The 14,050-nt window shown below is 40.9% G+C and carries 13 protein-coding genes; 11 read left to right on the forward strand and 2 right to left on the reverse strand.

Annotated elements, in window-relative coordinates; genetic code table 11:
• Positions 1–16 precede the first annotated feature (16 nt).
• The 11 genes from BEGALDRAFT_RS02270 (at position 17) to BEGALDRAFT_RS02325 (ending at position 11,939) form a co-directional block, all read left to right on the forward strand.
• Positions 17–976, forward strand: coding sequence for a biotin--[acetyl-CoA-carboxylase] ligase (locus tag BEGALDRAFT_RS02270; RefSeq protein WP_002683249.1), 960 nt, complete (start codon positions 17–19; stop codon positions 974–976).
• Entirely contained in the window at positions 973–1,725 is a 753-nt protein-coding gene (locus BEGALDRAFT_RS02275) for a type III pantothenate kinase (protein WP_002683250.1), read from the forward strand. Before BEGALDRAFT_RS02270 ends, BEGALDRAFT_RS02275 begins: the two co-directional genes overlap by 4 nt.
• Positions 1,722–3,110 (forward strand): hypothetical protein, encoded by a 1,389-nt coding sequence (locus BEGALDRAFT_RS17755; RefSeq protein WP_002683252.1) that lies wholly within the window; start codon positions 1,722–1,724, stop codon positions 3,108–3,110. The genes BEGALDRAFT_RS02275 and BEGALDRAFT_RS17755 overlap by 4 nt, the downstream gene beginning before the upstream one ends.
• Before the next feature lie 332 nt (positions 3,111–3,442).
• The gene (locus tag BEGALDRAFT_RS02285; protein WP_002683254.1) at positions 3,443–3,847 is read left to right on the forward strand and encodes a response regulator; all 405 of its coding nucleotides are present in this window, start codon (positions 3,443–3,445) and stop codon (positions 3,845–3,847) included.
• A complete protein-coding gene (locus BEGALDRAFT_RS02290; protein WP_002683259.1) occupies positions 3,844–4,767 on the forward strand; it encodes an MBL fold metallo-hydrolase in 924 nt (307 codons plus the stop codon). The genes BEGALDRAFT_RS02285 and BEGALDRAFT_RS02290 overlap by 4 nt, the downstream gene beginning before the upstream one ends.
• Positions 4,768–4,799: 32 nt before the next feature.
• Positions 4,800–5,879 carry an AbrB family transcriptional regulator gene (locus tag BEGALDRAFT_RS02295; RefSeq protein ID WP_002683260.1) on the forward strand — a complete coding sequence of 360 codons (1,080 nt, stop codon included), beginning with the start codon at positions 4,800–4,802 and terminating at the stop codon, positions 5,877–5,879.
• Between the two features lie 275 nt (positions 5,880–6,154).
• Complete coding sequence (locus tag BEGALDRAFT_RS02300) at positions 6,155–7,447, forward strand: ribonucleotide-diphosphate reductase subunit beta (protein WP_002683263.1); 1,293 nt, start codon at positions 6,155–6,157, stop codon at positions 7,445–7,447.
• A gap of 491 nt (positions 7,448–7,938) precedes the next feature.
• Positions 7,939–9,429, forward strand: a complete 1,491-nt coding sequence (locus tag BEGALDRAFT_RS02310; RefSeq protein ID WP_002683265.1) for a nicotinate phosphoribosyltransferase — start codon at positions 7,939–7,941, stop codon at positions 9,427–9,429.
• Positions 9,430–9,497: 68 nt separating this feature from the next.
• Positions 9,498–10,019 carry a glycine cleavage system protein R gene (locus BEGALDRAFT_RS02315; protein ID WP_002683266.1) on the forward strand — a complete coding sequence of 174 codons (522 nt, stop codon included), beginning with the start codon at positions 9,498–9,500 and terminating at the stop codon, positions 10,017–10,019.
• A gap of 21 nt (positions 10,020–10,040) precedes the next feature.
• Positions 10,041–10,511, forward strand: a complete 471-nt coding sequence (locus BEGALDRAFT_RS02320) for a peroxiredoxin (protein ID WP_002683267.1) — start codon at positions 10,041–10,043, stop codon at positions 10,509–10,511.
• Positions 10,512–10,595: 84 nt separating this feature from the next.
• Positions 10,596–11,939, forward strand: coding sequence for an ExeA family protein (locus BEGALDRAFT_RS02325; protein ID WP_002683268.1), 1,344 nt, complete (start codon positions 10,596–10,598; stop codon positions 11,937–11,939).
• Positions 11,940–12,284: 345 nt separating this feature from the next.
• On the opposite strand, the gene BEGALDRAFT_RS02330 is transcribed toward BEGALDRAFT_RS02325, so the two are convergent.
• Together BEGALDRAFT_RS02330 and BEGALDRAFT_RS02335 are read right to left on the reverse strand one after the other, a co-directional pair.
• A complete protein-coding gene (locus BEGALDRAFT_RS02330) occupies positions 12,285–12,596 on the reverse strand; it encodes an ArsR/SmtB family transcription factor (RefSeq protein ID WP_002683269.1) in 312 nt (103 codons plus the stop codon).
• 175 nt (positions 12,597–12,771) lie between these two features.
• On the reverse strand, positions 12,772–13,902 hold the full coding sequence (locus BEGALDRAFT_RS02335; RefSeq protein ID WP_002683270.1) for an NADH:flavin oxidoreductase: 1,131 nt from the start codon (positions 13,900–13,902) through the stop codon (positions 12,772–12,774).
• Between the last annotated feature and the right edge of the window lie 148 nt (positions 13,903–14,050).

A 14,050-nucleotide genomic window follows, 5' to 3' on the forward strand; every position in this document is an offset into this window, starting at 1 on the left:
GGGCGTTTTCTGATTTATGTTAAATCTGTTATTACAACAACTCGCTGACGGTCAAGTTCATTCATTAACGCAGTTAGCAACGAGCTTGCACAAATCGCCTCTGCAAGTTGCAGATATGTTAATGGCGTTACAATCTTATGGCTTAAGCCTACAGGCGGTTACTGATGAGGCTTATCAATGGTCTCATCCTATCCCCTTATTAGATGCGACACAGTTAAAAGCGAATTTATCCCCTGAAGTCCGTCAGCATATTCAAACATTGCAAGTCTTTGCTGTCATAGACTCGACCAGTCGCCACTTGCACGCGCAAGCCAGTGACCCGCATAAAATTGCGATTTGCTTGGCAGATTATCAAACGGCTGGTTATGGCAGGCAGGGAAAAACGTGGGTTTCTCCCTTTGCCAGTGGGATTTGCTTATCTTTTAAACAACGTTATGCACAACCCTGCCAGTTAGTTGGGTTAAATATTGCGATTGCGATTGTTTTAGCGCGTTTTTTACAGCAACAGGGCGCGGTCGGCTTACAGATAAAATGGCCTAATGATATTTTATGGCAAGGGCAGAAATTAGCAGGTATTTTGTTAGAAAATCGCCCATTAACGACAGGGGCTTGTGAAATGGTATTAGGAATTGGGCTTAATGTTTGTTTTCCCTTACCATTGCCCATTTTAGAATATCCAATTGTTGATTTAAGGACCGTGATGGGACAAACACAGAATAGACAAGCCCTTGTGATTGCACTGATTGAGCAATTAATCCCTCATTTATTGGCATATGGACGCAGAGGCTTAACACCGTATTTGCCCGATTGGCAAGCATTTGATTACTTAGCAGGACAACAGGTAACATTAACAACACCACAAATACAAATTCAGGGTATTGCGTGTGGTATTGATGCTCAAGGCGCGTTACTATTAGAAGATGTCAATCATCAGCGACAACGCTATGTATATGGAGATGTTAGCGTTAAATTATGAACTTGCTCATCGATATCGGAAATAGTTGCATTAAATGGGCAAGTTTTCAGCATAATCAGCTAACTGCTCAACAACGTTGTGCTTATCAAAAGTCGCATGTCAACGATGCATTTCAGCAAGCATGGCAAACTTTTCCTCCACCAACGGCAATTTGGGTTTCTAATGTTGCAGGGGAAGAAGTGGCAACCGCTTTGCAACAGTGGACACAGGCGCAATGGGGTTTAACGCCTCAATTTGCCAAAAGCACTGCCTTTGCTCATGGTGTCACAAATGCCTATCAACAGCCTGAAAAATTAGGTGTAGATAGATGGTTAGGTTTGATGGGTGCACATCATTTAATTCAAGATAATCTCTGTGTTGTGGATTGTGGGACAGCAATAACGATTGATATGATTAATCAAGCGGGACAGCACTTAGGCGGATTAATTGTGCCTGGTGTTATTACTATGCACCAAGCCCTTGCAAAAAATGCACATGCGCTTGCTTCGTATGTCTCTATTGCATCAAATTTGCAGGAAAACCGATTAGCAACAGATACCCATGCAGGTATTACTTTAGGCACGTTATATGCGGTACTTGGTTTAATTGATTATGTGATGAACCGTTTTGAACCGACTTTAGGAACGTTACAGTTGGTATTAACGGGCGGTAGTTTACCCAGTTTACTTCCTTTGCTTCAAAGACCTTATCAGCATATTCCTGATTTGGTATTGCAAGGACTAACCATGATGGTCACACAAAACAAATGAGAGTTTTCGCCTTATTACTGCTATTGCTCAATCTGGCTTTTTTTGTTTGGTTGCAGGAATTTGATTGGATGGCATGGTTTCCATGGCAACCGCAACAATTCAAATCAGCCCAAGCCGCTGTGGTGGATAACGGGTTGCCAAAGTTGGTTTTATCTAGCGAATATAAAGCGGGGATAATGCCTAATACAGCACAACCGCCAAGCATTGCAAATGATGCAACTACAACACCCGCCATTGCGACCCCACCGGCGACAACAGTCGCCAGCAATACAACAGCCACAACAATACCTGATAACACAAGCCTAGAGACTACAAACACAGCAACAGCAACGCCCGCTGAACCTGCTCAAAAACAGCCTGAAAAAACTACAACTGTTGATAAAGCTCAGGTCGTTGATGCAAATCAACCTGCAAAAGTGGCGGAGACTAACACAGCGTCAACCTTAATAACGCCAACAACGCCCCCGCCAGAATCAACCACGTTGACCGCATTAAACACAGCTAAAACGCATTTATTAGATAGCATAGCTTCAAAAACACCCGCACAAACTCGACAAAATCAAGCGACAGAAACAACAGCAATCAATCAAGTAACGGCTAATGCTGAAGTGCGTAAAACACCAGACCCTCAGCATGTGACACCTGACACAAAAGTAGCTGAAAATAAATCTACAAAAGAAAACACTACCGCCGCTGAAAAAACGGATAAATCTCCCACGATTATTGAGCCTCAAGCAAATGAACCCGCAGATAAATCAACAAAATCAGTAGAAAAGAACAGTCATAAATCATCAGCACCGTCGACACAACTGGCTGATGCGGGCATGTCCCCCACAAACACGCAAAAAGCTGTCGAGAAAAAACCCAACGACCCCGCAAAAACGCTAACATCAGTAGCGGCTACATCCACAACAACGACAGGAACAGCCTGCTATAAAAGCAATTATTATGGAGATGGCAATCTGTTAAGAAGTGCCGCCAGTTGGTTTAATCAAAAAGAGAAAAATATCGCACGGGTAAGTCGTCAGGATAATAAAAAAGTCGAATCCTCATGGGTCTTTTTACCCCCACAAAAGAATCGCCAAGCGGCTTTAAATGCTTTGAAAAAACTAGAAAGTCAAGGGATTATAGACTTTTCTATCATGACCGAAGGGAAATATAACAATGCAATTTCTTTTGGCATCTTTCGTGAAGAGGCTAGAGCAAAACAGCGGTTAAATGAGTTAAAACAAAAAGGCTATAGCAATGCTCGTTTAGAAAAACGTTATGAAACAGATACACATTATCAGTTAAATGTTAAAATACCCGAGCGACGCAGTGGTTTAACACAAGAATTTAATCAAGTCTTTAAAGGGATTAAGCTAGAGAAAATCACGTGTCCATAACGGTAATGAAAAATATAAGAAAGGGTCAGTATAAACAGAGATAGGGTGTTTTACTTATTGGCAAGAATAAACTGAATTGCCTATAAGCCTTGTTGAAATGATGACATATACTAACACCTGACAGGATTAGCCGAGATACTATAAAGACATTATTGAGACAAGATACACAAGTTTTCTTTATAACAATCGTGCGAATACTACCCTTTCCACCATAAACAACATTTTGTTTAAATTATGATTAACTGCGTTAACGATGCGTATTGATTGTCTGCTCATTCAAACTCTCTGTGATAACCGACGCACCAAAATTAATAGTTGATGGGTTTAACTTCATGACAGAAAAAAGACCAACTATTGTGGTAGTGGACGATAGCGCAACATCCATTTCCCTTTATCAATTCAGTATTGACCCTCTTGCGATAAATTTTATGGGGTTCAAATCACCTGAAGAAGCCATGCCTTATTTACAAGAGCATACACCTGATTTGCTGTTCTTAGACATTATTATGCCTGGTATGGATGGCTTGACTTTTCTCCGTCGGTTACGTACCCAAGAAAATCAGAAAATGACCCGTGTTATCATGGTGACTTCAAAAGACTACGCACAAGACCGCTATATTGCCAAACAGTTAGGCGCGTTAGACTTTGTGATTAAACCATTGCGCTTTAAAGAAATTCGTGATTTAGTCTGTAAATACGTTGATATTACACCGACTACGGAAGCAACGAATAAATGAGTACGGCACTTAACTACATTCGCTTTTGGGGCGTAAGAGGGTCTTATCCTGCACCGTTTGGGAGTCATTTACGGGTTGGTGGGAATACATCTTGTGTCGAATTGCGAGTTGATAATCATATTCTGATTTGTGATGGCGGAACAGGCATTATTCCGCTGGGTAATGCCTTGATGGGACAGCAAGATATTCGTGAAGTGACGATTATTTTAACCCATTACCATTGGGATCATATTTCAGGCTTACCGTTTTTTGTGCCTGCTTTTGTACCTGGTTGGAAAGTAAATTTTTTCGGGCCAGGTGATAATCGAAAAGAAATTGAAAAACGGATTTCAGGGCAAATGGTTGACCCCTATTTTCCTGTTGAAGTAGAAATGTGGTTAGCCAATATTCAATACATTGATATGGAAAATAATGAATTGAATTATGGTCCTTATAAAATCAGTAGTTTCAATGTACATCATCCAGGAAGTACATTTGGATATCGAATTGAGGTAAAAGGTAAAACCATTATTTACGCCTCTGATAATGAATTATCGTTTATCGACCAAAATATTGAATCACGTAAAGATGAAATGAATGAGCAGGAACATGCGCTTATTTTAGCCATGCAAGCCGAAGAGAGAACTAAAGCATTAGAAGATATTCGCAACGCCAATATTTTTATTCATGATGCCCAATACACACCTGAAGACTATAATAAGAAACGGGGCTGGGGACATTCCTGCTATATCGATACCGTCAACTTTGCTGCTGATGCGGATGTGAAGCAACTTTATCTATTCCATGTTGATCCAAACTACAACGATGATAAAATTGAAACATTGCATCGTTCTGCCGTGAATATCCTGCATGACCGTCAATCTGCCATGCAATGCCATATTGCCCGAGAAGGTTTGATTATCGATTTTGATAATCTCTAATTGATTTAATTGCTGTTATATCTGATATTTCCTTGATTATACAACTCGCTCGTTTCCTGCTAACACTAGCCTTAGGGCTATTAGGTGGCTGGGTTTTTTACTATTTCGCAATTCCTGCCCCTTGGTTGTTAGGTGCTTTAACCTTCACCCTATTATTGAGCATGGCAGGCTTACCCCTGTTAATGTTTCACCGCATTAATAGTATGACGCTTGCGGTGATTGGCGTTATGCTAGGCAGTAGCTTTTCCCTGCAACTGTTACAGCAAGCAGAACAATGGCTACTCAGTCTCAGTAGTATCTTCTTCTACCTGATAACAGTGACTTTTTTCGCCATGTACTACTGTCAACGTGTTGCCAAATTGGATTTTTTATCCTCATGGTTTGCCAGCGTTCCCGGTGGACTGAGCGAAGTCATTTTATTAAGCGACCAACTGCAAGCTGACGTTCGTGCGGTTGCTTTATTTCACTCATTACGGGTCATTGTGATACTACTGAGCTTGCCTATCCTCCTCTGGTTCGCACATAGCCATTTTACGCCCCCCTCGGTTTCTAGCTCGCTGACCTTTAATCTCAGTGTGTATGATGCCTTCCTCTTATTCGCCTGTGGTGGCTTAGGTGCTTTATTAGCCATCCGTTTTCATGCACCTATAGCAATGTTGTTTTATCCCTTCATGCTGAGTGCGCTACTTCATATCTGCTTATTCACCACGGCAAAACCGCCCAGTGGTTTAATCATTATCACACAACTGATTATTGGCTCTTCGATAGGTTGTCGTTTTGCAGGATTTCCATGGTTAAAAGCACTTCGTCTTTTTAAACTCGGCGTTGGCATGGTGAGCATACTAATGGGTGTAACACTTGTGTTTGCGGGCGGATTACACATCGCTACAGGTATTCCCTTCACTAGCCTTATGCTTGCATTTGCGCCTGGTGGCGGAGCGGAACTCATGTTAATCGCCCTTTGGCTACAACTAGACCCTGCATTCGTTGCAGTTCACCAACTACTGCGCCTAACCTTAGTCATGCTCATCATTCCGCTTGTAATCACACTATGGAAACGCAAACAAGTGAACGCTATTAACTCATCGCCTAAAGCCTCACATCTCACATAAAGCAAACATTGTATTTATCAAACCTCATTGCTTTTTTAGCATCACGCTTTCTCCCCCTAATTTAGCCGTGCTATCACATTTATAAAATGACAACACCGTGACAATTCGGCTGTTTATGGGGTACTACTCAGCATTGAAAAAAACAAGTTTTAGAAATGTATCAAATCGTTATAATACTGATGATTTATACATATACTAAGGTAACTACCCCAGTTGGCATATGTGCTGCTACAACCTTAACTGTGTAAACCATCCTGTCGGAGAATTTTAATAAAATGTTAGATTTTGACGAACCCAGTAATAGCGAAGAATCCTTATTACTCCATAAACTCAGTATATCTCCCAGCAAAAAGACCCATAAAAATAATGGTTTTTCTAATGCGGTAGATGCCCGTCAAAACACGGATTATAAAGTTAGTAAACCCATGACATCCGCTAGTAAAACAGACACAAGCCCCATTATGGCAGAGCCTGAACTCATGGAAGAAAAAAAACGCTTTATTTTCCCTGTTTCCAGTAGCCTATCCCCTGTTAGCATTGGGGCGCGTCGTCCTGATGCCAGTGCGGTAAAAATTATTGGTGGACAAGGTTATGATGTCCGTCAACCAATTCCCTTGAAATATCCTAATATTCGTCAGCATTTTCTCAACGCCCGTAATAATTTCTGGACACCCAACGATATCGCGATGGGTGACGATAAAATGCAATGGAATACAGGAAAATTGACAGAGGAAGAGGCATGGATGTTTAAATGCAATATTTCCTACCTCACCGCCTCTGATAACCTAGTGCCTGACAATTTAGACAATGCGATTCTGGCACAAATTACCGCAAATGAAATGCGCCAGTATTTACGCTGGCAAATGGCAGAAGAAGCTAATCATATTGAATCTTATTTCTTTATATTAGAATCTTTTGGGCTAGACGTAGAAGGACAAGGGCAAATTTTCAATTTATACCAACAAGTCCCTGAATTAACCGCAAAATTAAACTGGAATTTGACATTTACCAATAACGTCGTAAATTGTGACGCGCCACTTGGTTCACGAGAAGCCAACCGTGCGTTATTAGAAGATTTAATTAGCTATTACATCTTTGAATACCTATTTTTCCCCTTAGGATTCTCCCAAGTATTTGCATTAGCCCGTCAAGGCAAACTCAGAAACACGGCACAACAATATCAATATATTTGGCGCGATGAAAACCTTCATGCCATCAATGGTCGTTGGTTAATTCGCCAAATTATCAAAGAAAACCCAGAATTATGGGATAAAGCCATGCGTGAACGGGCGCGTGCCATTATTAACGAAGCAGTTGCGTTAGAAACAAATTTCGGCAAAGCAACCATGCCCAATGGGGGAATTCCTGGTTTATCCATTAACTCTTACACCAGCTATGCTCGCTTAATGGCAAACAACATTTGCCAAGCTTTAGGCTTAGATTTACTCTTTGATATCAAAGAACATCCTATGCCTTGGTTGTCTGAGTACGAAATGAAACAAGAAGTAAATTTCTTTGAAGGACGTGTCCGTGACTATCGAGTAGGTAGCGACCTTAAATGGGAATAGCTCATCTCATTTTTTGAAAAACGGGATCATGATGAGATTCTTTTAAAAAGACAACAGGTTGTCTGAATCAGAATTCTCAGGATTTTCAGGATTAGCAGAATTAAAAAGCGTGATTCACCTGACTTTTTGGTTTAAGGGTTTTAAATCCTGCTAATCCTGATTCAGACAATGTTTTAATCTTCTCTGATAAATCCTTTTCGCGTGTTCCGACAGAGCTGCTAGGTTTTCAAAACCGACTCTAACAACATCTGCTTTCATCATGGTATAAACCATGGACAAAAGTCGTCGATTGCACAGAATAAATTTGTTATCGTACTCATTATTGTACCTGTGGAACGCAGTAGCAGACATTTAGCGATGCTCCATTATTCCTATTTTTCCTTTGGGTACAACTTATTATTGCATCCATTCTGCTTTTTTACTGGTTTTACCATTGATAGCCTGTTTTATATCAAATATCTCGCCGAACTGGGGTTACATAGGAATCATTTATGAAGCATCTGCAACCACTCTACGGACATTCGCTAGCGTTACTCACCGACTTATATCAATTAACCATGGCTTATGGTTATTGGAAAACAGGCAATCCACATCAAGAAGTTATTTTCAGCCTCTTTTTTCGTAAACCCCCCTATCAAGGCGGTTATACCATTACCGCAGGGCTTGCCAGTGCCTTAGAACTTGTTGAGCAACTGCGTTTCACGGCTGAGGATGTTGCCTATCTTGCGACAATTAACGGTAATGATGGCAAACCGCTTTTTGAAAAAGGCTTTTTAGATTATCTCTATGAACTACGTTTTACCTGTGATATCGACGCAATGCCTGAAGGGACTATTGTATTTCCTCATGAACCCTTATTACGTGTTCAAGGTGAGCTACTTCAATGCCAATTGTTAGAAACGGCATTACTCACTTTACTAAATTATCAAACACTTGTCGCTACAAAAGCCACTCGTGTATGCCAAGCCGCACAAGGTGATATGGTGCTAGAGTTTGGTTTGCGTCGTGCACAGGGTATCGATGGTGGTCTCAGTGCTAGCCGTGCTGCTTATATTGGCGGGTGTACAGGCACATCAAACGTTTTAGCGGGTAAACTCTTTGATATGCCTGTGAAAGGGACACATGCGCATAGTTGGGTCATGGTTTTCCCGAATGAATTAACCGCATTTCAAACTTATGCCAATGTTTTACCTAATAACTGCATCTTCCTTGTTGATACCTATGACACCTTACAGGGGGTACAACATGCTATCGAAGTTGGTCAATCGCTACGTCAACAAGGGCATGAAATGGTAGGTATTCGCTTAGATTCAGGGGATTTATGCGAACTTAGCCGACAAGCTCGCCAACAACTTGACCAAGCGGGATTTACTGACGCGCTGATTGTCGCCAGTAATGACCTAGATGAATATGCTATTCAAAGCCTAAAACAGCAGGGTGCAGCAATTAATGCTTGGGGAATTGGCACAAAATTAGTGACCAGTTATGATGAACCTGCACTCGGTGGCGTGTACAAATTAACAGCGATTAAAAATCAAGAAAATTGCTGGGAATATCGCATTAAAGTGTCTGAACAATCTATTAAAACAACGAACCCTGGTATTTTACAAGTTCGTCGTTTCTACAATGATCAAGGGTTTTTCCTTGGTGATATGCTTTATGATATTTTACAACCACCATCTGGTAACCCTGTACTGGTGAATATTAATGACACACAAAAATTATTAAAAATTAGTCCTGAAGTGCTATATGAGGATTTACTCATCCCTGTGATGCGTCAAGGCAAAACCCTAGCAAATCAGCCAAAGTCTTTACTAGACATTCGCCAATATCTACAACAACAATTACAGCGTTATCCCGATAATTTCAAACGCCTTGAAAATCCTGATATATATCCCGTCAGTTTAGAAGGAAGCGTCTTCTTACATAAAGAACACCTGATCAACCAAACTAAACAATCAAAAACCCGTTACCAAATGTAATGGAATGACGGTATGCTATAACCGTTAATACTAAAAACTCACAATTCCACCTAAGCTATTAAACATTCATGCAACTTGTGATTTGTGCCATCGCGCCACATAAACCCCAACTTATTAAACAACTCAGCCGTACACTGGTTGACAGTGGTGGCAATATTGAAGAACTGCGCCTAACGACACTGGGTGACCAAGTCAGTTTATTTCTATCTATCTCTGGCACGTGGAACGCTATTGCCAAAATAGAAACGCAATTCCCCCGTTTACAAGAACAACTGGGAATTACTATCCTAAGTCAACGCGCAGAAACCCTACCCAAACTGACGAATCACTTACCCTACCTGATTGAAGTTGTCGCAATTTACAACGCAGAAATTCTACCCAATATCGTGCGTTTTTTTAGCGATGCAGATGTTCGGATTGAAGACATCAATAGCCATACTTATACCCTTGCACAACTTGAAACCCTCATGCTCTCCCTCACATTACGTATTTACGTTCCGAATACTATCGTCATCAGTAATTTACGCGGTGATTTTTTTGACCTTGCTGACGAACTCAACCTAGATGCCGTGATGGAACCCATCAAATAACACAAAAAATAGGAAACTAACATGAGTTTAACGATAGGCGACGCGCTTCCAGACATCAGCCTACCCGCGACGGGTGATAAAACCATTTCCCTCCGAGACTGTCGCGGACAAATCCTTGTCCTTTATTTCTACCCCCGCGACGATACCCCAGGATGCACACAAGAAGGTCAAGATTTCCGCGACCACTTTGCCGATTTTCAAGCTAAAAATGCCCTTATCCTTGGCGTATCCCGCGACAGCGTCAAAAAACACGAGAAATTTAAATTAAAATACGAATTTCCCTTTGATTTACTCGCCGATGAAGAAGAAAAACTCTGCGCAATTTTTGACATTGTCAAAGCTAAAAATATGTATGGCAAACAAGTTCGCGGAATAGAAAGAAGTACCTTTATTTTTGATAAAGACGGCATTCTTCGCCACGAATGGCGCAAGGTAAAAATTCCCGACCACGTTAAAACCGTGCTTGCTTGCGTAGAAGCACTAAACCAATAACCCCGCGCCTAACTCCCCCTACAAGCGGGGGAAACAATCACACATCATAAATAGTCTGGTGCATTAATGAGGTCAAACTGATTTATGTACTATGAACACTTCGGCTTAGAATCCCCCCCCTTCAAAATTACGCCTGACACCCATCTTTTTTACTCAGGCGGAAAACGTGGGCTTGTCCTAGATGCCTTACTATATGCCATCAAAACAGGTGAAGGCATCATTAAAGTCGTTGGTGAAGTGGGCAGCGGAAAAACCATGCTTTGTCGAATGCTAGAGGCCCGTTTACCTAAACAAGTTGAAGTCGTTTACCTTGCAAACCCCCATGTTTCCCCCGACATGGTTTTACACGCTATCGCGTTTGAAATGCGCCTGACGATTAAAACCGAAGATAACCGTTTACACGTGATGCATCGCCTACAAGCCGCCCTCCTTGAAAAACATGCACAAGGTCGACAAGTTGTCGTGTTTATCGAAGAAGCGCAAGCCATGCCATTGGAAACACTAGAAGAAATTCGCCTATTAACTAATTTAGAAACAAACCGCGATAAACTCCTACAAATGGTACTGTTTGGACAGCCAGAACTCGATGCTAACCTTGCAAAGCCCCATGTTCGCCAACTAAAAGAACGCATAACCCATAATTTCTACTTAGAACCCCTAAATAAACAAGAAATAGAAAACTACCTCTATTTTCGTATGCAATCTGTTGGCTATCGTGGGCTTCCCGTCTTTGATAAAGCCGCAATTAAAATGCTATACATTATTTCACAAGGACTTATCCGCCGACTGAACATACTCGCTGATAAAGCCTTATTGATTGCATTTATGGAAAATACACACTTTGTACAAAAAAAATACATCCTACGCGCTGCACAAGACAGCAATTTTTCCATTCCTTATCAAAACAAAATACCGCTAAAAAGCGTTAGCTTAATCCTACTTATCCTATTGCTGACTTTTCTACTCTCTCCCCATAACACATGGATAAATCAACAATTACAACAACTATTTTCACCGCCACAAAATTCATTACAGCCCATCACCACACCACCACCGATTAAGCCCTCTCCGTCGCAAAACACACCCGCAACAGACTCGATAACCCTACCCAGCCAGTTACAACAACGCTTAATCGACTCAAACACACGCTTAAAACAACTCAATCCCCAATCCTACACCTTGCAACTTTTCCAAATTAATGACGATAAGCCTGAAGAATTAGAACGTTTTTTACGCTTGCCTGATGTACAACGCTTGCAAACAGAACTTTTAGTGCTAGATATTGGACAAAGTTTGATAATCATTTACGGCATATATCCTGATGAAATACAGGCGGATAATGCATTAAAAAATTTAGCCGAGCGGTTACAACGGAATAAACCGTTTATCCGTCAAATCAATAATCTGCTGAAAGTTAAATCAACCTGAGTTTGGCGAAATTTTATAAGATTAACGCGAGTTTCTTTTGAAATGACAACAGCTTGTCTGAATCAGAATTTTCAGAATTAACAGAATTTTCAGAATTAAAAAGACAAGAAAACTAAAAGAATAAAAAATTATGTTTTTAATTCTGCTAATTCTGAAAATTCTGTGAATTCTGATTCAGACAAAAAAAGACCTGCTAGGTTTTGAAAACGTAGCAGGTCTTTGTTTTATAACACACGCAAAACTGGGGTTATATTTTAAACGCAAGCGCAACCAGTCTTCACAAAACCAGTGCAATAATGGAAAGAGAAGAGAGAGGGATATAAAAAAACAACTCGTTAAAAGAGATTACAATTCATTTTGCAGATATAACAAAAAGGCTTTAATCACGTCTTCATTCCGTTTATAAAATACCCATTGCCCGACTCGTTGCGAAGTTACCAAGCCTGTACGTTGCAAAATTGCCAAATATGCTGAAATCGTCGATTGAGATAAGCCCGCACGTTCATAGATACGTCCAACACAAACGCCTGTTTCTTCTAGCGAATGCTCCTGCGGTTGAAAGTGTTTTTCAGGCTCTTTTAACCACATTAATATTTCTCGACGCACTGGATTAGACAGTGCTTTGATGATGCCATCGATATCTATTTCATTACTCACGTACTACTACCTCAACTTAACATAGCGACTGCGTTTAAGACGCGCTCTTTATTTAATTTTAAAGTTTATTTCAGCAGGTGTATTAAAAATGTTTATAAATAAAGACCCGACGGGAAGTATATCGCCAGTCAGGTCTTAAAAAACGTCAACAAGTCGCCATTTTACCGCGTTATGCTTAAACAATCAGTGTTGTTAATGCCTCACTGCTAAAATTTTTAATGGATTCGTAATGTCCTGAGCGTACTTTATTTGCCCATTCAGGTTCGGATAATAACGCTCTTCCTACTGCAACTAAGTCAAATTTATGCTGTTCTAACCGTTCAGCTAAGGTGCTGAGTTGTTCGAATTGAAGGCTGGGATAATCTTTGCCTTGGAATTGTTCTAAGGAAAAAGCACGGTCAAGTCCAATGCTACCAACGGTAATCACTGATTTATTAGTTAAGCGTTGTGTCCATGTGGCTAAGTTATCGGGCGAATCGGTAAATTCTGCCTCCCAAAAACGCCGTGTGCTGGCGTGAAACACATCAACCCCAGCATTAGCTAAGGGTTGCAGAATGCGTTTTAACTCGTCAGGGGTATTGGCTAAACGTGCTTTATAATCGCGTTGTTTCCATTGTGAAAAACGGAAAACAATCGGAAAATCAGGGTTAACCGCTGCCCGCACGGCTTTGACAATTTCAACAGGAAAGCGCACTCGATTTTCAATTGAGCCACCATATTCATCCTGCCGTTGGTTTGTCCCTTCCCATAAAAAGTTATCTAACAGATATTCGTGTGCGCCATGAATTTCAACACCATCAAACCCAATACGCTCCGCATCACGGGCTGCTTGGGCAAAGGCTTCTACCACGGCTTGAATATCTGTTTTGGTCATTGCCCGTACAACCAGCTTGCCATCTTCTTCAATATCCATAGGACCCACACCGCCAATGGTCGGGTCAGGCTCTAACCCTGCACGGCGAATAATGCCGACGTGCCATAATTGCGGAATAATTTTTCCACCGGCTTGATGCACGGCATCAACGACCTTTTTCCAACCCGCAAGGGCTTGTTCACCATAGAATGCAGGCACATTAGGATATCCATTTGCGGAAGGATGATTGATATAAGTTCCTTCCGTAATGATTAAGCCGACACCGCCTTCTGCCCGTCGCCGATAATAATTGGCTACGTCTGTAGTTGGGATACCGTTGGGAGAATGGTTTCTTGTCATTGGTGCCATTACAACACGATTCGGTAATTGTTGGCGACCAAAGGCAAAAGGTTGAAAAAGGGTTGCATTTAAACGTTCAGTCAGTGCTTGCATTTTTTATTCCTTAACAATATTTTACGGTTAATTTATTTACAGGTATATTTATATATTTAAAATATTAAATATTCAAGACCACTAAGTTAAAATATTTTTTACTTTTGTAAAATCAAGTTGTTGTAGTTAATGAATTCAAGTTCAACGA

Origin of the sequence: Beggiatoa alba B18LD (assembly GCF_000245015.1) — a bacterium.
GTDB classification, from domain to species: Bacteria; Pseudomonadota; Gammaproteobacteria; order Beggiatoales; family Beggiatoaceae; genus Beggiatoa; species Beggiatoa alba.